Source organism: Streptomyces angustmyceticus (assembly GCF_019933235.1).
GTDB lineage: Bacteria > Actinomycetota > Actinomycetes > Streptomycetales > Streptomycetaceae > Streptomyces > Streptomyces angustmyceticus.
The window spans coordinates 595,272-612,151 of record NZ_CP082945.1 but is presented as its reverse complement, the minus strand read 5'-3'; the positions used below and the strand labels follow the sequence as shown (position 1 = coordinate 612,151).

Below are 16,880 nucleotides of genomic sequence, written 5' to 3'. Positions count from 1 at the left end.
ACCAAGGAGAACAGCAATGCCTCAATCCCGCATCCGCCTCTTCGGCCCAGACCGGCAGATGGTCGGAATCCCCGAGATCGAGTGGGCCGTGTGGGTCCTCGGCCCGGACGACGTCCTCAAGCAGCCCGACCTGGTCACCGCCCTCGAGGTGGCCGCCGAACACAACGCCTGCTTCGTCGAACTCCTCGACGGCAAGTACAGCCCCACCTGCTACGCCGTCGTCCTGCACCACGGCTACGCCTGGAACCGGGCCGTTGAGCACCAGCTCGGCAACGACTGCGGACACCCCGACTGCGGGCCCTGCTCCATCGACCGCGCCAGCCTGAAGGTGGCCAGCTGATGGACGACATGATCCGCTGCACCGGCTGCGGCGACACCGACGGCCCCTTCGAGCGGCGGCCCGACGGCTCGTACCGCTGCGAAGGCTGCATCAAGAAGGCCTCGTCGTGACCGCCGTCGCCGCCGAGACCGCGGTGGAGCCCGGCCTCTACGACATCGACGCCGAGCTGTATCACTCCGACCCCATCCCCGGCGGCAGCCTCTCCTCCACCGGAGCCCGCAAGCTCGCCACCGAATGCCCCGCCAAGTTCAAGTACTGGCTCGACCACCCCGAACCCACCAAGCCGAACCTCGAACTGGGCACCGCCGCCCACAAACTCGTCCTCGACGACGGCCCCGAACTCGTCCTCGTCGACGCCGCCCGCTGGGACAGCAACGTCACAAAGGCCGAGGTCGCGGCGATCCGCGCCGAAGGGAACATCCCCCTCAAGCGGGCCGCCTTCGACCAGGTCCACGCCATGGCGGCCGCCCTCCGAGCCAACCCCGAAGCCGCCGCCCTCCTCGAGCCCGGCAGCGGCGTCGCCGAACAGTCCCTGTTCTGGGAAGACCGCGGCATCTGGCGCCGATCCCGCCTCGACTGGCTCCGCAACGAAGGCCAGATCGTCGACTACAAGACGACCAAGTCCGCGAACCCCGACGACCTCGGCCGCATGTTCCACGACTGGGGCTACCACCAGCAGCAGGAGTTCTACACCGACGGCGGGATCGCCCTCGACCTGATCGACCCCGAACTGCCCATGCAGTTCGTGATCCAGGAGAAGGACCCGCCGTACCTGGTGGTCGTCACCACCTGCGACCAGGTCGCACGCGACATAGGCCGGCACCTCAACGAGCGGGCCCTCTACACCTACGCCCACTGCCGGGAGACCGGCGAATGGCCCGGATATCTCGAAGCACCTCTCACCGCGCTCCCCACCTGGGTTGAGCGCCAGTACGCCTAGGAGTCACCCATGAGCCAGCTTCCCCCTCCCGTCCGCGCCGGCCGCCAGCAGCAGCCGCAGACCGACGAGTACGACGACGGCCCCTTCACCTTCCGGCCCGCCACCAAGGACGGCTTCAACGCCACCGTCGCCATCCAGGGCCCCTCCGGCTCCGGGAAGACATGGACCGGGCTGTCCATCGCCAGCGGCCTGGCCGAAGGCCAGCGCTTCGCCGTCATCGACACCGAGCGTGGCGCCGCCGCCCTGTACGTCAACGACCTCGACGTCTCCTTCGACACCCTGCCGATGCACCGGTACGACCCGCGCGACCTGCAGAAAGCCCTGGCCGCCGCAGCGCAGGCACGCTACCCCGTCGTCATGGTCGACTCCCTGTCCCACTACTGGAAGGGCACCGACGGCACCCTCGACCAGGTCGAAAAGGCCAAGTCCAAGTACGGCGGCAACAAGTTCGCCGGCTGGAAGGACGGCACCCCGCTCCAGAACGAAATGATCGAATCGCTCATGGCCTACCCGGGCCACGTCGTCGTAACGATGCGGTCCTACGTGCACTGGGTCCTGGAGAACGGCTCCCCGGTCAACAAGGGGATGCGCGCCGAGCAGCGCAAGGGCATCGAGTTCGAGTTCGGCGTGGCCGCCGAGATGGACGAGGCCAACCGGCTCCGCTTCATCAAGTCCCGCTGCCCTTCCTTCCGGGGCCTCGTCCTCAACCAGCCCAACGGGGCGCGTGACATCGCCAAGCCCTACCTGGACTGGCTGCGCGACGGCGGCAAGGAGATCGACGCCACCGCGTGGATCGACTCCGCCAAGGCCACCGACGCCACCCCGGACAGCCTGCTCACCCTCTACCGCGAGGTCGAGGCATCCAGTGCCCTCGCGACGCCGCTGATGCATCCGCAGACGGGCAAGCCGACCAATCTCGGCGCCTACATCAAGGAGCGCGGTACCGCGCTCAAGTCCGCCGCTTAGTCGACGCCTCGGGGTTCCCCGCCCGCCCAAATCGGGCGGGGCCCCACCCAAGCACACCACAACCGATCGGAGACCACACGTGACCATTCCCGAGACGCCGAAGAAGCCCCGCGAGTTCGTTGAAGCGATGATCCGCAGCGCTATCGAAGCGGACCTCCTCGTCGATGAGCGCATCAATGACCGCTGGCTCCGTGAAGCCCACACTCACGGAGCGGTCAACGGCTACGTCGCCGCTCTGGCCTTGGAGATGCTCCGCCGGCACGCCCCCAAGGCCGCCGAAGAGCTGGCCGAGCACCTGCACGACACGCTCGTCCGAGGCGACCTGGCTGGCCCCACATACCGAATCGCCACGGCGCTGAGCTTCGACCCCGACCAGTGGATCGCCGAGTTCAACGAGCGCGCCACCAGGCGGCGCGAATCGCGGGCCGCCGAACTCGACGCGCACAGCAACGCCCAGTAAGACCCCCGGCCGGCCCGCGGGCAGTGCGGGCCGGCCACCCCTCCAGCATCACACCTGATCGGAGAACCGCATGCCTCGCCCCCTCACCCCGGCAGAGCGTCTCGCTGCCGCCGACAAGGACGCCACCCTCGAGCAGATCGCCGCCGCCAGCACCTGGGACCGGTTCCTCGTCGAGCAGGCCGTGTTCGCCGTCGGCCTCGCCAACGACACCTTCAGCGCCAACCTGCTCCGCGACCTGCTGCCTGAGATGGGGCACGGCTACATCGGCTCCGCCATCAACAGCCTGCGCACCGCCGGAATCATCGAGCACACCGGGCAGGTCGTGCCCTCCACCTCGCCGGCCACCCACGGGCATCGGCTCGGAGTCTGGCGCCTGTCGGTCAAGGGCCTGGTGATAGCTGAGGCCCGCCGGCCGCGGAAGGCCGCCGCATGAACCGGCTCCGGGCGCTCGCCGCCCGCCTCCGCCGCCCCCGGCCCGTCCGCCTGGACTCCCGACTCGCCGCCTTCGAAGCCCTCTACCACGCACCCGCCGCCAGCCGCCGCAACACCCGGAAGGAGCCCCGAACGTGACGACCGCCGTCCGCGAAGCCCCGCACCACAACGCCCTCACCTGCTACACCGACTACCGCTGCCGGCGCCCCGACTGCGTCACTCGCTACAACGACTGGTACCGCGCCCGAGCGCACGCTCTTGCTGCCGGAACCTGGAAGCCCTTCGTCGACGCAGCCCCCGTCCGCGAACACCTCCTCGAGCTTCACGCCGCAGGCATCACCCCGCACCGGATCGAGCAGATCACCGGCATCGACTGGTGCAGCATCCGCCTCTTCACCCAGCCCCACCTCGGCCAAGGCCGCGGCATCACGAAGCGCACCACCCCCGACACCGCGGCGAAAATCCTCGCCGTCCGCCTCGACGACCTTGTGCCCGGTCGCGTTGATGCCACCGGCACCCGCCGCCGCGTCCAAGCCCTCGCCGCCATGGGCTGGCCCCTGGCCGCTGTCGGCAGCCACATCGGCATCGCCGCCGGTTACGCCCGCCACCTCGCCCACCGCGAAGCCGTCTTCGGCCGCACAGCCCAAGCCGTCTCCAACGGTTACGACGAACTGCGACACAAGCGGCCCCAACGCAACGGCATCACCCGCACCGTCGCCAAGCGGACCCGCACCTACGCCGCACGCCAGAACTGGGCCCCGCCCAAGTACTGGGACCAGCACCCCGGGGCAATCGACGACCCCGACTTCGAGCCCATGCACGGCCTCCTCCGGGCCGAAATCATCGCCCAGGACGCCCACTGGCTGATCACCACCAACGGCCTCGACCGCGACCAAGCCGCCGAACGCCTCAACGTCTCGCGCTTCAGCGTCGACCGGGCTCTCCGCGAACACCCCCAAGACGGGCTGGAGGCCGCCGCATGAGCCCCCGCGACTGGCGCAACCAGGCCCTCTGCCGCCACCACGACCCCGACGAATTCGTCCCCGACGTGTGCCTGCCCGCCGTCGTCGAGGAGCTGAGGGAGGTCTGCGACCACTGTCCCGTGATCGCCATTTGCCTCGAGACGGCGCTCGTCGAAGAGCGCGGATTGCCCGCCGCGCTCCGCTGCGGGGTCCGAGGAGGCACCACACCGCGCGAACGCGCCGCCATACACCGCCGCAGCCGAAAGCCAGCCGCCTAGACACACCAACGCCCCGCGGCAAACGCGGGGCGAGAAGGGAGGGGAGAGGGATGTCAGTCGTCGGACTTGTTCATGCGGCGCACGACAGCAGCGTGGTAGCCGGCCTTCTTCGGATCGGGGGCGATCTTCGCGACCCACTCGCGGGTGAAGCCGGTCAGCTTCGCCATGTGCGACGGGCCCTTCCCCTCCGCCCGCCCCTTGACCAGGAGGTCTCGCAGCTCTTCGTCGGCGCGCTTGAAGGCGTCCTCGGCCTTAGCTCGCTTCTTGGCTGCGGCCTGAATCTCCGTGTCGAGGGTGTCCATGTTGCACATAGTGCCACGACATCTCGTGGACGCGCTACGCCAACGCGCATTGTGAACGCGGACCGCGAACGCTATTCTCGTCATCATGGAAACGGACCCCGTGGCCAAGCCCAACAGGCGCACCCAGAACCGTCATGCCACCCCGGGGAATGCCTGTACCCACTTCATGAAGTACGGCATGACCTGCGACGAGTACGACCGACTTCGACTCCGGGCAGCTGGACGTTGCGAGCTCTGCAAAACGCCAGAGAAGAAGACGGTCCGCGGATCACTGGTCATAGATCACTTCGAGGGCGGTGGCGTCTTCTTCGTGCGCGGACTGCTCTGCGACAAGTGCAACGCGGTGATGTCTCGGCACGATCGGACCACCACATGGGGCCCCTCCTCGCTCCCGTGGGTCGAACAGGCACAGACCTACCACCGCAACGCCTTTGGCGCCCCGAGCGCGGAGGAGCTGCAACTCGCGGAGGAGTGCATACGGAGCAGGAAGCCGTATGCCGTCCGCGACCGGATCATGCCGAAGCCTCCGCCCAGCCCCAGGGTTCCGCACATCCGTCTGGATCGGGAGATCCCGGCGATTGCCGAAAAGCTTCGGGTCAACCTCACCAGCGAGCAGGTCGGGCAGCTCATCGAACTTCTGTCGAAGAGGCGCTGACGACACCGCCTGATGGGCCTGGTTCCCCATGCCTGAACGCCCTCGAAGAGAGGAGCCCTGCACCAGATCGAACGCGGCTGCCGCGCGCTGGACCCGCGGGCTGAACACCCAGCCCTGACCAACCCGTTGCAACGCCAGAAGAGGAACCGCTGTGTACAAAGAGCCCCTGCTGTGGGTCGTGGAATCGGCGCCTGAGGTGTCGCCCCACTGGATCCCTGTACTCCTCGGACTGGCGCGGCATGCCGATGCTCACGGTCGCGGCGCCTACCCGTCGCAGGAGCTCTTGGCTGAGTACGCCCGGAAGAGCGACCGCGCGGTTCGCAACGACCTCAAGGCGCTCGAGGAGGCCGGCCTCATCCGGCCCGGGGACGAGTCGCTGGTCGCGCACCTTCCCCCGGACCGCAGGCCTCTCGTATGGGACCTGGCCTTGGAAAAGAGGCGGATTTTGCAGGCGACCGACTGGAAGCCCACTTCCGGTCGGTCGACCGGGCGGAAGCCCACTTCCGGTCGGTCAACCGCCGGTAACACCCCTGAGAACCGGCAAACCCGCAGGTCAGAGAAGAACGACCGGAAGCACACTTCCACCCGGACCGACCGGAAGCACACTTCCACCCGGTCGGGCCCTTCACGGAACGACGAAACCGCAGGTCAGGAAGGAACGACCGGAAGCACACTTCCACCAAAGCTTTCTAACTACGTAGGCATGCAGCAGTACGGGAGTCGGATCCCGGACTGGTCGCAGCCCCTCATGGACGCCCTCCAGATGAAGGGCATCACCGTCAGCTGGGGTCGCATGAGCGACCTGCATTGGATCACCGTCCAGCAGCTGATGAAGAGCCACGGCGTGCCGTACCTCGTCAACATCGCCACCACCCGCTGGAACCCGCGCAACCCGATCCGCTTCGGGACCTTGCTGATCGAAATCTGGCGTGAGTACTCGGCGCCGCCACCCGGATCGCCCTGGCACCCCGACACCCAGTCGAAGCGCGAGCAGCAGCACCGCGCCGATGCCGACAAGCCGCCGCACTGCGGCGACCCGGACTGCGACGAGAAGACCCGCTACCGCGAGATCGAGAACGACAACGGCATCAGGTCCCTCGTGCCCTGCCCGAACTGTCACCCATCCCAAAAGGAGAACCGAGCCGCATGACCGACGAGTTCGAAGACTTTGAGCGCATCCCGCCGCAGCACCTCGAGGCCGAGCAGGCCGTCCTGGGCGCGATGATGCTCAGCCCCAGGAGCGTTATCGACCAGGTGATGCCCGTCGTCAAGTCGGACGACTTCTACCGACCGGCCCACGAGATCATCTTCACCACGATCTGCGACGTGTACGGGCGAGGTCGCGACCCGAAGATCGACCCGATCACCATCGCCGCTGAGCTGACCGGTGCCGGACTCATCGAGAAGATCGGTGGTGCGTCCTACCTCCACACGCTTGTGCAGACCGTGCCGTCTACTGCCAACGCGGACTACTACGCACACATCGTCTACGCGAAGGCACAACTGCGGCGGGTCATCGAGGCTTCCAGCAGGGCCGCCTCCCGGGCCTACACCTCGCAGGGCGAAGCCTCCGACATCGTCGATGACGCCATGGCTGAACTGCAGGGTGCGGCGACCGGTATCTCCGCGATCGAGGTCAAGCTCAGCGTCAGCGACCGGTGGGCTGGATTCCTCGATGAGCTGGAGGCCGGCAAAGACCCGCGGGCCTTGGACACGCCGTGGCAGGACCTCAACGAGATCGTTGAGTTGAAGCCCGGCCAGCTGGTCACCATTGGAGCCGCCACCGGTGGAGGCAAGTCACTGCTCGGCATGAACCTTGCCGCGCACGTGGCCATGACCCGGGCCCGGCCCGTACTCGTCGCCTCCATGGAGATGGGCGGCTCGGAGCTCATGGCCCGCCTCACTGCTGCCGAAGCGTCCGTGAATTTGGACCGGCTCATCCGCCGCAAGCTTGAGGACGCCGACTGGGCGAAGATTGCGAAGGCTTCGGAGCGGCTGCAGCACGCAGAGAACTTCATCCTCGACGACTCGCCCAGCCTCACCGTCAGCAAGATCCGGGCCCGTATGCGGTGGATGACCTCCCGCGGCACGCCTCCCGCCATGGTCGTCGCCGACTACCTCCAGCTCCTCACCCCCGAGAACAGCAAAGGCGGCGGCGAGAAGTCCCGGGCCGTCGAGGTTGCCGAACTGTCCCGCAACTTGAAGCTGCTGGCGATGGAGTTCGAGATCCCCGTCGTGGCGCTCGCCCAGTTCAACCGCAACGCCGTCGGCCGGCAGCCGATCGTCTCGGACTTCAAGGACAGCTCAGCGATCGAGCAGGACTCGAACGTGATTGTCCTGATGCACCGGGAGCTTGCCGAGGACGGCACCGACACCGGCCCCCGCGCCGGTGAGGTCGACCTGATCGTCGCGAAGAACCGCAACGGCGCCTCCGGTCGCATCGTCCCCCTGGTCTTCCAAGGCCACTACGCCCGCCTGCGGTCCCTCGGCCGCGCCGCCTGACAAGGAGCTCAGCGTGATCACCTGGAACGAACTCGTCCTCGCCGAGCCGCGCCTGCGCGACCTCGAGGAGCAAGCCCGAGCCGAGGCCATCAAGGCGCAGGGCGACCCGGAATGGTCCTTCTCCGCCTACTGGTCCTACACCCTGCGGCCCGCCGTCACCCTGCTCGTCGGCTGGAAGCGGTCTGGCGCCGACGCCCCTCAGCTGCGGACCGAGGAGGCGTGGCATGCGGCCATCAGCCACCTGATCGGCCTGCTGCCCGAGAGCGAGGGGGCGCTGGCGTCATGAACGATTCCTGCCCGTCCTGCCTGGCCCGCGACATAGCCCCCGCCGAGTCCCGCACCCGCGGCGACCGCACCGTCGACGGCTACCGCTGCCCCCGCTGCGGCCACGCCTGGGCCACGGTCCGGGACTTGACCGCCTACTCCGAACTGCACGCCCGCCGCGCCCAGCGCCGAACCAGGAAGGAAGCCGCATGATGCCCCTGCACCCCGAACTTGAGCCGCTCGGCCCCGAGACCCGCGTCTTCCGCGATGACACCGGCTGGGTGCTGCCCGACTACAGCGACCTTGCGGACTGCACCAGCAACTTCCACCGCGAGCAGGACGGACGCCCCGCCTGCACCGCCACCACCGTGTGGAAGGTCGTCGAAGATCACGGCCTGCACCTGACCATCAGCTTCTGGTGCGACACCGACCTGCCCGCCGAACACCGGGCGCAGACGGGAGCCGTCGCATGATCCAGATCCTGCCGATCGGCACCCTTGTCTGGGTGGCCCAGGGCGAGCAGCGCAAGCTCGGACGCGGCCGCCCCCACGTGGTGGGTGACGGTGTGGTCACCGCGCATCTGCCGTGCAGTGCCTGCTGGCAGCGGCACGTCGACGACGGCGGGCATGTGTCGGCGGCCGGCTACCGGGCGGCGGCCGATGCCTGCGAGGAGCCGGCCGGATACGTGGCCTCCGTCAAGGGCCTGCCGCTCATCGTCGCGCCCGGCGACGAGACCGTGCTGGCCGTTCCCATCACCTCAACCGACCGGAGTGCCGCATGACCATCCTCAGCTTGTGCTCCGGTGTCGGGGCTCTCGACAAGGCCGTCGAGGCGGTTACCGGCGCCGAGACCAGTGTCTACGCGGAGAAGGACCCGTGGGCGGCGACTGTGATGGCTGGCCTGCTGCCCGGGGTGGAGAACCTGGGCGGTATCGACCACGTCGACTGGCGTGCGGTGGCTGCCGGCTACCCGAACGTGCGCAAGGTGGTCGCCGGTTGGCCGTGCCAGGGGATCAGCAACAACGGGCATCGGCTCGGGCTGGATGATCCACGCTCGGGGTTGTGGCGGAACGTGGTTCAGGCTGTCGACGCCATCCGCCCGGACGAGCTGTTCCTGGAGAACGTGGCGGCTTTGAAGCGTCGCGGTCTCGACGTGGTCTCGGATCACCTGAACCGGGTGGGCTACGACCTGTACTGGACGATCACCTACGCGTCGTCGATCGGCGCCCCGATGCCCCGGGCCCGGTTCCTCGGCTACGCCACCCCCGGCCGGGGTGTGACGGTGGAGGTGCCGGCGCCAGCACCCGCCTGCGGCAAGATCGGCCCTCTGCTGCCCACGCCGAAGGCCAGCGACGGCCCCAACGGCGGGCCCAATCAGCGTGACGGCCAAGGGAACTACTACCTGCCCGGTCTCGCCGTCCGCCTGGACGAGCAGTGGAGGGCGCCGGAACTCGGCCGCGACTACGGTCCGGTCATCCGCCGCTGGGAGCAGGCCCTCGGCCGTCCCGCGCCCGCCCCGACGGCACCGGACGCGCGCGGCAACCTGCGCCTCTCGCCGGCGTTCACGGAGTGGGTGATGGGCCTCGACGAGGGACTCATCACCGGGCATCGAGGCATGCCGCGCACGGAGCAGATCAAGCGGGCCGGCAACTCGGTGGTCACGCTGCAGGCCATCGCGGGCTACCGGGAGCTGATCGCCGCGGCGACGTTGTCGGCTCCTCGGCCGATTGGGCTGATGGCTGCTGCTCCGGTCCTGCCAGTCACGTCCGACGAGCGGAGCGCGGCATGAGCGACGAGCTGATCGTGCATGGGTTCGCTGGCATCGGCTGGTCTGAGGCGCTGCGTGATCTGGGCCTGGCCGACGTCGGCCTGGAGTTGAACACGGCGGCCTGCCGGACCCGGGTTGGTGCGGGGCACGCGACGATCCAGTGCGACGTCGCCCAGTACCCGACTTGGGTCTTCAAGGGTCGCACCGGCGGGAAGATCGACAGCCCTCCGTGCCCCGGCTTCGGCAAGTCCGGCAAGAAGCTCGGACTGCTCGACCTGCCGCTCGTCCACCAGGCGATCGAAGATCTGTCCCGCGGCAAGGACACCCGGGCCGCAATCAACGCGGCGTGCCGGGACTGGCGCAGCATCCTCACCGCCGAACCCATGCGCTGGCACTACGACTTGCAGCCCGAGTGGATCTGCATGGAGCAGGTGCCGTCAGTGCTGCCCGTGTGGGAGCAGTACGCCGAGATCCTCGGCCGCTGGGGCTACTCCGCGGAGACCGGCGTGCTGGACGCGGCGGACTACGGGCTAGGCCAGGTCCGTAAGCGGGCAGTGCTCGTCGCCTCCCGTGTCGCCGAGGTCGCCCTGCCGGCGCCGACCCACGGCGGACTCGGCCAGCCGCCGCACGTCGCCATGGCGGACGTCATCGGCTGGGGCTACACCCAGCGGCCCGCCCCCACCGTCACCGGCGGTGGCACTGCGACCGGCGGCGCCGAGCCGTTCGGCAACGGCACCCGGCAGGCCATGAAGCGGCACATCGGAACCCCGCTGTGGCTCGACCGGGACCTACCGCACCTGCGGCCGACCGTCGCCGAGTGCGCACGGCTCCAAGGATTCCGACCCGAGCTCCGCTTCGCGGGAGGGCAGGGCCAGCAAATCTTGCAGGCCGGCAACGCCGTCGTCTCGGCCGCCGCGAACCTGGCCCCGGCCGCACAGCTGGAGGTGGCCGCATGACCGCGCCGAGCAGTAGCCCCCGCGGCGAGCGCGTCGGCAAGCCCGGCGCCCGCTGGGAGACCGAACTCCGCTGGACCGGCGAGCAGATCGTCGCCGACGACCGGCCGGAGCCCCGCCCGAACCGTGCCACCCGCCGTGCCGCAGCCCGAGCCAGGAGGAACCGATGACCGACAGCCGCAGCCTCACCCTCAAGCAGATCCTGCACCTCGTCGACCGGGCCCGCCGCGGCGTGGCCCTGCCGGCCGAGCTCGACGATCTGCAGGCGGGCATCACCGCCCTTGACGCTGCGCGCCGCTCCAACGGCGGCATGCAGCAGCGGATGCACACGATGCGCCAGCAGCTGGCCGCGGTCGAGGCGCTCGTCGCCGATGCGGAGTCCCGGCTGCTGCCGTCGGTCAGCACGAGCCGGCTGCGGGCCGAGCTGCCGAAGACCAAGCGGCAAGCCGCCTGAGCCCCGCGATTGCCCGCGGGGCTCCCGTTCCCCACTTCCACCTTCCGAGGCCGCGAGACGGCCGTACAGCCGTATTGGAGACGCATCTATGACCCACCGGCAGGAAACCCCCGCCACGGCCACCAGCCGCCCGCAGGGCGCCGAACAGCCCGCCGACGACACCCAGGACGCCGCAACCCGCGACAGGCCGTCAGACGCCCGCACAGAGGAGCTCGCCCGCGCATTGGCCGGTGCCGAACACATCAACCACCAGCGAGACACCGGCCCCTGGGACGACCTCACCCCGCAGCAGCAGGACTGGTTCCGGGCCGAAGCCGCCCGCGCCACCGGCAAGGAGACCAGCTGATGACCATGAGTGGCGAGCAGGTCAGTCGCGAGGAGCAGATGCGCACCGCCCTGGAGACCGGCTTCACCGATCAGGAGTGGGCCGTCGGCTACGTCCTGTGCCCGGCACGCAACAAGTGCGTCAGCCCATCCGGGATGCGCGGCCTCTTCAAGCCGCTGAAGAACGGCCGGCTGCCGATGCACCGCGGCTGGCTCGGCGAGGCGCGCCCTGGCGCGAACAAGAAGCCCACCACGCCGCCGCTGCAGCTGCACCCCACCCCGTGATCACGCAAGCGCACCGCCCGGGGCGTATCCGGGCGGTGCACGCCCAACACTGCATCGGAGTGCACCTATGAGCAAGCTTGAGATCGCGGCGCTGATGCGACGAGCAGAAGCGTTCTGGGCAAAGACCGATCGGACGGGGAGCTGCTGGCTATGGCTCCCGCCCCTCGACCGTGAGGGCTACGGGCGCTTCGTCGTCGACAAGGTGCACTTTTACGCGCATCGCTACGCCTACTTGATCACGGCCGGTCCGATACCCGACGGGATGCATCTGGACCACGTCTGCCACACGCGGGATGCCCAATGCGCCGGGGGCAAAGGCTGCCTGCATCGGCGTTGCGTGAACCCAGATCACCTCGAAGCCGTGACGCCGCGGGAGAACGCCCTCCGCAGCAACAGCCCGTTCGCCATCGCGGCGCGTCGCACCCATTGCCCGCAAGGCCACCCCTACGACGAAGCGAACACGGTCCGGTGCAAGGAAGGCCGGCAGTGCCGCACGTGCTTGCAGGAGAGGGCCGAGCGCCGACGTGATCAGGGCCGAGCGCTGCGAGCGCAACGAGAGGCGCTGAGGCGTATCGAGAACCCGCCCCCTGCTGTCGGCCAGATCTGGCAGGACGTCGACCCGCGCAGCCATGGCCGCACGGTCCGCATCGTTGAGATCAGCGAGACCCACGCGGTCGTCGTACTCCACGAACGCCTCGGAAGCGCAACGTCCGGACGCCGTACCCGCGTCCGCCTCCACCGTTTTCGCCCCCGCAGGGGCTACCGCTACCTCGGCACCAACTGACCACCCTCACCAACCCCAGGAGACACCCATGAAGCCACCCACCCCCGGGGCCCACGTCCGCATCACCAGCGAGGGCATCGTCCAGTCCGCGCAGTCCGGCGAGATCGAACTCGTCTCCGGCACACGCGTCACCTACCGCAGCAAAGACGTCCAGATCGAGGTGACCCGGCCCGGCTTCCAGCCCGGCGATGTCGTCTGGGACGGCAGCCGCAACCTCCTCCGCGTCGCCCCGGCCGGCGACGAACCGCGCTGGATCGCCCCCAACGGCATCAGGGTGCACGACGACGAACACGACCCCTCGCGGCTGCGCCTGATCGCGCCCTCTGCCCAGCCAGCCGACGACGCCAACTGACCTGTCCCCGCCCGGCCGCCGACCGCGGCCGGGCACCGAACCCTGGAGTGCCCATGCCCAACCCTGCCCGCCCCCTCGCAGTCGGCGACGCCATCCACGGATTCGCCTACGGGGCGTTCGGCCGCGACCACTACCACTGCGTCCACATCGAAGCCGTCGGCCCCGACTGGATCGTCGCCCGAAACCCCGACAGCGAATGGACCGGCCTCAGCTTCACCGCCGGCCGCCAACGCCTCGAACTCTGCCAGCAGGCCCGCGACGAACCCTGCCCCAACGACACGCCATGCCCGCTCACGCAGGTCGGACCGCCGCTCACCGACTATCGGCCGCGGCAGCAAGGAGCCCACCGTGACCGCCACTGACCACACCGTCGACGCGATTGTCCTCGAGTACCTCCGGGGCCAACTCACCGCCGACCGCGACCAGGCGGCACGCAACGCGCGAGACGCCCGCCACGAACACGTCCAGCTCGTCAACGAAGGTGTCGCGGCCGGGCTCGACACCGCCCTCCGACGGCTCGACGCCGTACTCGGTAGGGGCCAGGAAGCCGGCGACCGGTCAGCCTCCGGGCCGCGCGCGTGGAACCCTTCCGTCGCAGGTCACAGCCCCAGAAACCCGTCCGATGGGGGTGCGGCGTGAGGGCGATATGCGCGCTGCTGGCGTCCCTGTTCGCCTACCTGGTGCTCGGCCCGGTGCTGCATCCGGTGCGGCTGGAGATACGGGCGCCCGTGGTGGACGGCCGGCCGTGACCGGGGCATGCGAGAGCCGCACGCCCCCGATCGGCGTGCGGCTCGGGCGGGGCAGGTCAGGCGTCGGCAGGTTGCTCGTCGACGGTGACTGGTTCCTTGGCGCGCGGCGGGTCGGGGGCCTTGGCGCCGGGCCAGTGCAGGTACCAGCGGATGAATTCGCGCACGACGCGGGTGCGCTCCCGGTCGCCTACGTAGGCACCGAGCGCTTTCCACTCCTCGTCGGGGATGCGCAGCTGTCGGAGCGGCGTGTGGTGTTCGGTGCTCTGTTTGGCCATGACCCCAGGTTAGACGTGTATATGCATCTCGTCTAGCGAAGGGGTTGCAGTGTATATGCACGGCTGCTAGCTTGTGTATATGCACAGCGCCCCAAGGGGAGCCGTGAATCAACCGCAGGGGAGACGGATATGAACGCCATCACGTGGACTGACGAGACTGACCGTCGACTGCGCCCCTACGCCAGCGCCAATCGTTGGGCCGTCACCTTGGGCGCCAAGACCTACAAGGTCGAGCGCATGCCCGCCGCTTACCACGTGTGGGACGGCCTGGACTGGCTCGGCATGTACGTCGACCAAGAGGACGTAGAGGCGGCCATCACTGCCCACGCTCCCGCCGAGGAGACCGAGACCGAGGTCGAGGCTGAGGGCGCCACCGATGCAGACGTCCTGGCCGCCTTCGAGGCCAAGGCTGACGAGGTCGCCAAGGCCAACCAGTGGACGATCGCCCGCGCAGAGACGGTGATGCTCGCCTACCTCCGCGACACCAGCCCTGCCGAAGCCGCGACCGTCGCAGCCGCACTCCTCGGGCGAATGGGGCGCGCCGCCTGACCCGCTGCCCGGCCCTTCGGGGCCGGGCCCATGTCACAACCCGCACCGTCCGAGGGGGACTCTATGACCCGCACCGTCACCACCATCCGCCGCACGATCGCCGCCGCCCTGGGGTTCGGCTGGAGCGTTGCCCGCAGCGCCCTGTCCCGGGTGTTCCGCCTGCTTACCGACCTGTACCGGGCGATCGACTCGGGCGGCGCCGTGGAGATCGTCTACGTGAAGGCGGACGGCACCGAGTCCACCCGCATCGTCGAGCCGGCCGAACTGGTCGTCGCCTCCACCGGCGCTATCACGGTTCGCGGCTTTGACCGGCTGCGGGGCGAGGACCGCACGTTCCGCATCGACCGCATCGTCGACCACCGCCTCGTGGAGGTCGGCTAAACCAACTCCACCGCCCAGCCCGCTCGTACCAGCAAGGAGCTGCAGATGACCCCGACCGCGAAGGCCGAACTCCTCACCCGTCTCCGGATCCAGCGGCGTGCGCGACTCGCCCGCCGCGGTGACCTCGGTCTACTGATCGCCGCCCTGCATCTGACCGCTGACTGCATGGACGCCTGGGACCGAAAAATGGATGGGTATTCCTGGGTGTACTGGAAGCAGTGGAAGGCTAACAAGCAGCAGGGGCAACCCCGCTCGCGTCCGACGCGCCAGCCTGGATACCGCTGGGGCCGGGACATCGTGGAATACCTCCACCACACATCCGCCGGTGCTGCGTCGTTGGAGGCCATGGGCGCGGAGATGGATCGGCGGCGGGCAGTCGACCGTGTGGCATACCGCAAGTGGTTGCGCGCAACAGACGACGTGTACGACGAGATGCTCAGGCTGATCTGGCCGAGGGGCGGGCCCGACCCAAACCTGTCCAGCGATGACGTTCGCGCGATCGCGGATCGGCTGATGGTGGTCGCCATGCCCTTGCCCTCGGACGGCTCGGACGTAGCTGGGAAGCCCAGCCCCTGAATCGCAGCCGCCCATCCCCGCCCGCCCCAAGCCCCCGCCGTGGGGCGGCCCCGCTTCCCGCCAGCTCCACCCCGAAGGAGCCCGCCGTGCCGTTCGAGTCCATCAAGTGGTTCCCGCTGCACGCTACCGAGCGTGGATACGTGGCGCCTTGCCCGCCGGAGCCATCGCTCCGCCAGATAGCCCGGGAGGACCGCGAGTACTTCAACGACCGCTACGACCTGGACCCCGACGACTACGACGACCGCGAAGCCGCCTAAGCCCCACGCCCGCCCCGGTCTGGGGCGGGCCACCCATCTCGAGGAGAAGCCGATGGAGTTCCGTCTCGCCAACATGGACGTCCGCTGGTCGGGCGTCGACGACACCACCCCGCCGGGTCATTGCCTCGCCACCGGCATGGACCCGCTCGGCGTCCGGGTGTGGCTGTTCAAGGGCGACAGGCCGTCCGACGACGGGTTCTGCGGGTCACTGCTAATCCCGTCCAGCGGCCCGGCGGTGGGCTACGGGCCGACCGGCGCCTACGTCACCAGCAGCGGCGACCACACCGCCATGCTGGCTCGCCTCGCGAAGGAACAGTGATGAGCACCCGTCCCCGCCACCCGTGGCGTGTCGTCCTCGAAGCCCCGACCGGCCCCAGCCCGGAGGCCGAGTTCACCAGCGAGGCCAAGACCTACGCATACGTCCGCGAAGAGCTGCGGAAGGCCGAGGCCGGCGAGACGGAGACGACCGCGATCCGCATCAACCAGTGGGAGAGCGGTCGCTGGTGGCACTTCGAGACCGTCAAGCCCGTGGAGCAGTGGTGACCGCACCCTGCCCCGAGCCAGCCCTGCCGCGCTGCGCTACCTGCGGCGACGAGCGCGGCCCCTGGCGGCCGACCGGGGAACGCTACCCGTCCGGCACCCAAGTCCTCACCTGCAGCAACGGATGCAAGGCCAGGCCCGACGCCCCGTACTGGACACCCGAGAAGGAGAAGTGACCATGGGCTACGCCCACTACGAGATCATCCGCAACGGCCAGACGATCCAGGCCGGCTACAGCGTCCCCACCACCTGCGAGCGAACCAGCTGCAACGAGCAGATCGACCGGGGGCTCGCGCACCTCTGCGGCGAGACTCCGGGTGGCGATCAGCACGGCTGCGGCGGCTACTTCTGCGGCAACCACCTCCACATGAACGCCAACCTCGCCGCCTCCGGATTCGCTTGCCGCGCCTGCAACGACCGATACGACGCCCAGCACCCCGAGGAAGACGAGGAAGTTTCCGTCGACGCCATGGTCGTCACCTTCAACTGACCCCCGGCCCGCCGCATCCCGCGGCGGGCCCACACCACAAGGA

Annotated in this window: 35 protein-coding genes and 1 pseudogene; 34 read left to right on the top strand and 2 right to left on the bottom strand. The window is 69.1% G+C overall.

Annotated elements, in window-relative coordinates:
• Positions 1 to 16: 16 nt before the first annotated feature.
• From K7396_RS03090 to K7396_RS03055, 8 genes are all read left to right on the top strand, one after another.
• Entirely contained in the window at positions 17 to 340 is a 324-nt protein-coding gene (locus K7396_RS03090; RefSeq protein WP_086717181.1) for a hypothetical protein, read from the top strand.
• A 106-nt stretch (positions 341 to 446) separates the two neighbouring features.
• Positions 447 to 1,280, top strand: coding sequence for a PD-(D/E)XK nuclease-like domain-containing protein (locus tag K7396_RS03085; protein WP_086717180.1), 834 nt, complete (start codon positions 447 to 449; stop codon positions 1,278 to 1,280).
• A 9-nt stretch (positions 1,281 to 1,289) separates the two neighbouring features.
• Entirely contained in the window at positions 1,290 to 2,246 is a 957-nt protein-coding gene (locus K7396_RS03080; RefSeq protein WP_086717179.1) for an AAA family ATPase, read from the top strand.
• 79 nt (positions 2,247 to 2,325) lie between these two features.
• Complete coding sequence (locus K7396_RS03075) at positions 2,326 to 2,706, top strand: hypothetical protein (RefSeq protein WP_086717178.1); 381 nt, start codon at positions 2,326 to 2,328, stop codon at positions 2,704 to 2,706.
• Positions 2,707 to 2,776: 70 nt separating this feature from the next.
• Positions 2,777 to 3,139 (top strand): hypothetical protein, encoded by a 363-nt coding sequence (locus K7396_RS03070; protein WP_086717177.1) that lies wholly within the window; start codon positions 2,777 to 2,779, stop codon positions 3,137 to 3,139.
• Positions 3,136 to 3,276, top strand: coding sequence for a hypothetical protein (locus K7396_RS03065; protein WP_158101106.1), 141 nt, complete (start codon positions 3,136 to 3,138; stop codon positions 3,274 to 3,276). The genes K7396_RS03070 and K7396_RS03065 overlap by 4 nt, the downstream gene beginning before the upstream one ends.
• Positions 3,273 to 4,121 carry a hypothetical protein gene (locus K7396_RS03060; protein ID WP_086717176.1) on the top strand — a complete coding sequence of 283 codons (849 nt, stop codon included), beginning with the start codon at positions 3,273 to 3,275 and terminating at the stop codon, positions 4,119 to 4,121. Before K7396_RS03065 ends, K7396_RS03060 begins: the two co-directional genes overlap by 4 nt.
• Entirely contained in the window at positions 4,118 to 4,378 is a 261-nt protein-coding gene (locus K7396_RS03055; RefSeq protein ID WP_086717175.1) for a WhiB family transcriptional regulator, read from the top strand. The genes K7396_RS03060 and K7396_RS03055 overlap by 4 nt, the downstream gene beginning before the upstream one ends.
• Positions 4,379 to 4,431: 53 nt before the next feature.
• Here K7396_RS03055 and K7396_RS03050 read toward each other — a convergent pair whose 3' ends face one another.
• The gene (locus tag K7396_RS03050) at positions 4,432 to 4,680 is read right to left on the bottom strand and encodes a hypothetical protein (protein WP_143589072.1); all 249 of its coding nucleotides are present in this window, start codon (positions 4,678 to 4,680) and stop codon (positions 4,432 to 4,434) included.
• An 85-nt stretch (positions 4,681 to 4,765) separates the two neighbouring features.
• Between K7396_RS03050 and K7396_RS03045 the strand changes: the two genes are divergently transcribed.
• From K7396_RS03045 to K7396_RS02960, 18 genes and pseudogenes are all read left to right on the top strand, one after another.
• Positions 4,766 to 5,335, top strand: a complete 570-nt coding sequence (locus tag K7396_RS03045; RefSeq protein ID WP_086717173.1) for an endonuclease domain-containing protein — start codon at positions 4,766 to 4,768, stop codon at positions 5,333 to 5,335.
• A 151-nt stretch (positions 5,336 to 5,486) separates the two neighbouring features.
• Positions 5,487 to 5,681: pseudogene (locus K7396_RS35880) on the top strand (helix-turn-helix domain-containing protein); the annotation flags it as partial.
• Between the two features lie 357 nt (positions 5,682 to 6,038).
• Positions 6,039 to 6,485 carry a hypothetical protein gene (locus K7396_RS03035; RefSeq protein WP_223660462.1) on the top strand — a complete coding sequence of 149 codons (447 nt, stop codon included), beginning with the start codon at positions 6,039 to 6,041 and terminating at the stop codon, positions 6,483 to 6,485.
• Positions 6,482 to 7,837 carry a replicative DNA helicase gene (locus K7396_RS03030; protein ID WP_086717171.1) on the top strand — a complete coding sequence of 452 codons (1,356 nt, stop codon included), beginning with the start codon at positions 6,482 to 6,484 and terminating at the stop codon, positions 7,835 to 7,837. Before K7396_RS03035 ends, K7396_RS03030 begins: the two co-directional genes overlap by 4 nt.
• A gap of 13 nt (positions 7,838 to 7,850) precedes the next feature.
• Positions 7,851 to 8,123: a hypothetical protein gene (locus K7396_RS03025; RefSeq protein WP_086717170.1), complete on the top strand. Its 273-nt coding sequence runs from the start codon at positions 7,851 to 7,853 to the stop codon at positions 8,121 to 8,123.
• A complete protein-coding gene (locus tag K7396_RS03020; RefSeq protein WP_086717169.1) occupies positions 8,120 to 8,314 on the top strand; it encodes a hypothetical protein in 195 nt (64 codons plus the stop codon). Before K7396_RS03025 ends, K7396_RS03020 begins: the two co-directional genes overlap by 4 nt.
• Positions 8,311 to 8,574 carry a hypothetical protein gene (locus K7396_RS03015; RefSeq protein ID WP_143589071.1) on the top strand — a complete coding sequence of 88 codons (264 nt, stop codon included), beginning with the start codon at positions 8,311 to 8,313 and terminating at the stop codon, positions 8,572 to 8,574. Before K7396_RS03020 ends, K7396_RS03015 begins: the two co-directional genes overlap by 4 nt.
• The gene (locus tag K7396_RS03010; RefSeq protein ID WP_086717167.1) at positions 8,571 to 8,882 is read left to right on the top strand and encodes a hypothetical protein; all 312 of its coding nucleotides are present in this window, start codon (positions 8,571 to 8,573) and stop codon (positions 8,880 to 8,882) included. Before K7396_RS03015 ends, K7396_RS03010 begins: the two co-directional genes overlap by 4 nt.
• Positions 8,879 to 9,889, top strand: a complete 1,011-nt coding sequence (locus tag K7396_RS03005; RefSeq protein ID WP_086717166.1) for a DNA cytosine methyltransferase — start codon at positions 8,879 to 8,881, stop codon at positions 9,887 to 9,889. Before K7396_RS03010 ends, K7396_RS03005 begins: the two co-directional genes overlap by 4 nt.
• Positions 9,886 to 10,824 carry a DNA cytosine methyltransferase gene (locus K7396_RS03000; RefSeq protein ID WP_223659588.1) on the top strand — a complete coding sequence of 313 codons (939 nt, stop codon included), beginning with the start codon at positions 9,886 to 9,888 and terminating at the stop codon, positions 10,822 to 10,824. The genes K7396_RS03005 and K7396_RS03000 overlap by 4 nt, the downstream gene beginning before the upstream one ends.
• Positions 10,821 to 10,991 (top strand): hypothetical protein, encoded by a 171-nt coding sequence (locus tag K7396_RS02995; protein WP_167392738.1) that lies wholly within the window; start codon positions 10,821 to 10,823, stop codon positions 10,989 to 10,991. The genes K7396_RS03000 and K7396_RS02995 overlap by 4 nt, the downstream gene beginning before the upstream one ends.
• Entirely contained in the window at positions 10,988 to 11,275 is a 288-nt protein-coding gene (locus K7396_RS02990) for a hypothetical protein (RefSeq protein WP_086717165.1), read from the top strand. The genes K7396_RS02995 and K7396_RS02990 overlap by 4 nt, the downstream gene beginning before the upstream one ends.
• Positions 11,276 to 11,363: 88 nt before the next feature.
• Positions 11,364 to 11,621, top strand: a complete 258-nt coding sequence (locus K7396_RS02985; RefSeq protein WP_086717164.1) for a hypothetical protein — start codon at positions 11,364 to 11,366, stop codon at positions 11,619 to 11,621.
• The gene (locus K7396_RS02980; protein ID WP_086717163.1) at positions 11,621 to 11,884 is read left to right on the top strand and encodes a hypothetical protein; all 264 of its coding nucleotides are present in this window, start codon (positions 11,621 to 11,623) and stop codon (positions 11,882 to 11,884) included. The genes K7396_RS02985 and K7396_RS02980 overlap by 1 nt, the downstream gene beginning before the upstream one ends.
• Positions 11,885 to 11,951: 67 nt before the next feature.
• Positions 11,952 to 12,668, top strand: a complete 717-nt coding sequence (locus tag K7396_RS02975) for a DUF6354 family protein (protein WP_174886809.1) — start codon at positions 11,952 to 11,954, stop codon at positions 12,666 to 12,668.
• 28 nt (positions 12,669 to 12,696) lie between these two features.
• Positions 12,697 to 13,020 (top strand): hypothetical protein, encoded by a 324-nt coding sequence (locus K7396_RS02970; protein WP_152104212.1) that lies wholly within the window; start codon positions 12,697 to 12,699, stop codon positions 13,018 to 13,020.
• Between the two features lie 53 nt (positions 13,021 to 13,073).
• On the top strand, positions 13,074 to 13,382 hold the full coding sequence (locus K7396_RS02965; RefSeq protein WP_086721602.1) for a hypothetical protein: 309 nt from the start codon (positions 13,074 to 13,076) through the stop codon (positions 13,380 to 13,382).
• Complete coding sequence (locus tag K7396_RS02960; RefSeq protein ID WP_152104213.1) at positions 13,369 to 13,659, top strand: hypothetical protein; 291 nt, start codon at positions 13,369 to 13,371, stop codon at positions 13,657 to 13,659. Before K7396_RS02965 ends, K7396_RS02960 begins: the two co-directional genes overlap by 14 nt.
• Before the next feature lie 166 nt (positions 13,660 to 13,825).
• Here the strand turns inward: K7396_RS02960 and K7396_RS02955 are convergent, their stop codons facing one another.
• Positions 13,826 to 14,044, bottom strand: coding sequence for a hypothetical protein (locus tag K7396_RS02955; RefSeq protein ID WP_086721603.1), 219 nt, complete (start codon positions 14,042 to 14,044; stop codon positions 13,826 to 13,828).
• Between the two features lie 129 nt (positions 14,045 to 14,173).
• Between K7396_RS02955 and K7396_RS02950 the strand changes: the two genes are divergently transcribed.
• From K7396_RS02950 to K7396_RS02915, 8 genes are all read left to right on the top strand, one after another.
• Positions 14,174 to 14,593, top strand: a complete 420-nt coding sequence (locus tag K7396_RS02950) for a hypothetical protein (RefSeq protein ID WP_152104214.1) — start codon at positions 14,174 to 14,176, stop codon at positions 14,591 to 14,593.
• A 63-nt stretch (positions 14,594 to 14,656) separates the two neighbouring features.
• Positions 14,657 to 14,974: a WYL domain-containing protein gene (locus K7396_RS02945; RefSeq protein ID WP_158101213.1), complete on the top strand. Its 318-nt coding sequence runs from the start codon at positions 14,657 to 14,659 to the stop codon at positions 14,972 to 14,974.
• A 45-nt stretch (positions 14,975 to 15,019) separates the two neighbouring features.
• Positions 15,020 to 15,550 (top strand): hypothetical protein, encoded by a 531-nt coding sequence (locus K7396_RS02940; RefSeq protein WP_086721890.1) that lies wholly within the window; start codon positions 15,020 to 15,022, stop codon positions 15,548 to 15,550.
• 86 nt (positions 15,551 to 15,636) lie between these two features.
• On the top strand, positions 15,637 to 15,807 hold the full coding sequence (locus tag K7396_RS02935) for a hypothetical protein (RefSeq protein WP_170314247.1): 171 nt from the start codon (positions 15,637 to 15,639) through the stop codon (positions 15,805 to 15,807).
• Between the two features lie 52 nt (positions 15,808 to 15,859).
• Entirely contained in the window at positions 15,860 to 16,126 is a 267-nt protein-coding gene (locus tag K7396_RS02930; RefSeq protein WP_086719286.1) for a hypothetical protein, read from the top strand.
• Entirely contained in the window at positions 16,126 to 16,350 is a 225-nt protein-coding gene (locus tag K7396_RS02925) for a hypothetical protein (RefSeq protein WP_086719287.1), read from the top strand. Before K7396_RS02930 ends, K7396_RS02925 begins: the two co-directional genes overlap by 1 nt.
• Entirely contained in the window at positions 16,347 to 16,523 is a 177-nt protein-coding gene (locus K7396_RS02920; protein WP_158101147.1) for a hypothetical protein, read from the top strand. The genes K7396_RS02925 and K7396_RS02920 overlap by 4 nt, the downstream gene beginning before the upstream one ends.
• A gap of 2 nt (positions 16,524 to 16,525) precedes the next feature.
• On the top strand, positions 16,526 to 16,837 hold the full coding sequence (locus tag K7396_RS02915; protein ID WP_086719288.1) for a hypothetical protein: 312 nt from the start codon (positions 16,526 to 16,528) through the stop codon (positions 16,835 to 16,837).
• Positions 16,838 to 16,880 lie beyond the last annotated feature (43 nt).

Excerpts from the sequence above, each read along its gene's own strand:
- K7396_RS03090 (WP_086717181.1), top strand. The coding sequence starts at position 17 with ATGCCTCAATCCCGCATCCGCCTCTTCGGCCCAGACCGGCAGATGGTC.
- K7396_RS03080 (WP_086717179.1), top strand. The coding sequence starts at position 1,290 with ATGAGCCAGCTTCCCCCTCCCGTCCGCGCCGGCCGCCAGCAGCAGCCG.
- K7396_RS03070 (WP_086717177.1), top strand. The coding sequence starts at position 2,777 with ATGCCTCGCCCCCTCACCCCGGCAGAGCGTCTCGCTGCCGCCGACAAG.
- K7396_RS03065 (WP_158101106.1), top strand. The coding sequence starts at position 3,136 with ATGAACCGGCTCCGGGCGCTCGCCGCCCGCCTCCGCCGCCCCCGGCCC.
- K7396_RS03055 (WP_086717175.1), top strand. The coding sequence starts at position 4,118 with ATGAGCCCCCGCGACTGGCGCAACCAGGCCCTCTGCCGCCACCACGAC.
- K7396_RS03050 (WP_143589072.1), bottom strand. The coding sequence starts at position 4,680 with ATGGACACCCTCGACACGGAGATTCAGGCCGCAGCCAAGAAGCGAGCT.
- K7396_RS03045 (WP_086717173.1), top strand. The coding sequence starts at position 4,766 with ATGGAAACGGACCCCGTGGCCAAGCCCAACAGGCGCACCCAGAACCGT.
- K7396_RS03035 (WP_223660462.1), top strand. The coding sequence starts at position 6,039 with ATGCAGCAGTACGGGAGTCGGATCCCGGACTGGTCGCAGCCCCTCATG.
- K7396_RS03030 (WP_086717171.1), top strand. The coding sequence starts at position 6,482 with ATGACCGACGAGTTCGAAGACTTTGAGCGCATCCCGCCGCAGCACCTC.
- K7396_RS03020 (WP_086717169.1), top strand. The coding sequence starts at position 8,120 with ATGAACGATTCCTGCCCGTCCTGCCTGGCCCGCGACATAGCCCCCGCC.
- K7396_RS03015 (WP_143589071.1), top strand. The coding sequence starts at position 8,311 with ATGATGCCCCTGCACCCCGAACTTGAGCCGCTCGGCCCCGAGACCCGC.
- K7396_RS03010 (WP_086717167.1), top strand. The coding sequence starts at position 8,571 with ATGATCCAGATCCTGCCGATCGGCACCCTTGTCTGGGTGGCCCAGGGC.
- K7396_RS03005 (WP_086717166.1), top strand. The coding sequence starts at position 8,879 with ATGACCATCCTCAGCTTGTGCTCCGGTGTCGGGGCTCTCGACAAGGCC.
- K7396_RS03000 (WP_223659588.1), top strand. The coding sequence starts at position 9,886 with ATGAGCGACGAGCTGATCGTGCATGGGTTCGCTGGCATCGGCTGGTCT.
- K7396_RS02995 (WP_167392738.1), top strand. The coding sequence starts at position 10,821 with ATGACCGCGCCGAGCAGTAGCCCCCGCGGCGAGCGCGTCGGCAAGCCC.
- K7396_RS02990 (WP_086717165.1), top strand. The coding sequence starts at position 10,988 with ATGACCGACAGCCGCAGCCTCACCCTCAAGCAGATCCTGCACCTCGTC.
- K7396_RS02985 (WP_086717164.1), top strand. The coding sequence starts at position 11,364 with ATGACCCACCGGCAGGAAACCCCCGCCACGGCCACCAGCCGCCCGCAG.
- K7396_RS02980 (WP_086717163.1), top strand. The coding sequence starts at position 11,621 with ATGACCATGAGTGGCGAGCAGGTCAGTCGCGAGGAGCAGATGCGCACC.
- K7396_RS02975 (WP_174886809.1), top strand. The coding sequence starts at position 11,952 with ATGAGCAAGCTTGAGATCGCGGCGCTGATGCGACGAGCAGAAGCGTTC.
- K7396_RS02970 (WP_152104212.1), top strand. The coding sequence starts at position 12,697 with ATGAAGCCACCCACCCCCGGGGCCCACGTCCGCATCACCAGCGAGGGC.
- K7396_RS02965 (WP_086721602.1), top strand. The coding sequence starts at position 13,074 with ATGCCCAACCCTGCCCGCCCCCTCGCAGTCGGCGACGCCATCCACGGA.
- K7396_RS02955 (WP_086721603.1), bottom strand. The coding sequence starts at position 14,044 with ATGGCCAAACAGAGCACCGAACACCACACGCCGCTCCGACAGCTGCGC.
- K7396_RS02950 (WP_152104214.1), top strand. The coding sequence starts at position 14,174 with ATGAACGCCATCACGTGGACTGACGAGACTGACCGTCGACTGCGCCCC.
- K7396_RS02945 (WP_158101213.1), top strand. The coding sequence starts at position 14,657 with ATGACCCGCACCGTCACCACCATCCGCCGCACGATCGCCGCCGCCCTG.
- K7396_RS02940 (WP_086721890.1), top strand. The coding sequence starts at position 15,020 with ATGACCCCGACCGCGAAGGCCGAACTCCTCACCCGTCTCCGGATCCAG.
- K7396_RS02930 (WP_086719286.1), top strand. The coding sequence starts at position 15,860 with ATGGAGTTCCGTCTCGCCAACATGGACGTCCGCTGGTCGGGCGTCGAC.
- K7396_RS02925 (WP_086719287.1), top strand. The coding sequence starts at position 16,126 with ATGAGCACCCGTCCCCGCCACCCGTGGCGTGTCGTCCTCGAAGCCCCG.
- K7396_RS02915 (WP_086719288.1), top strand. The coding sequence starts at position 16,526 with ATGGGCTACGCCCACTACGAGATCATCCGCAACGGCCAGACGATCCAG.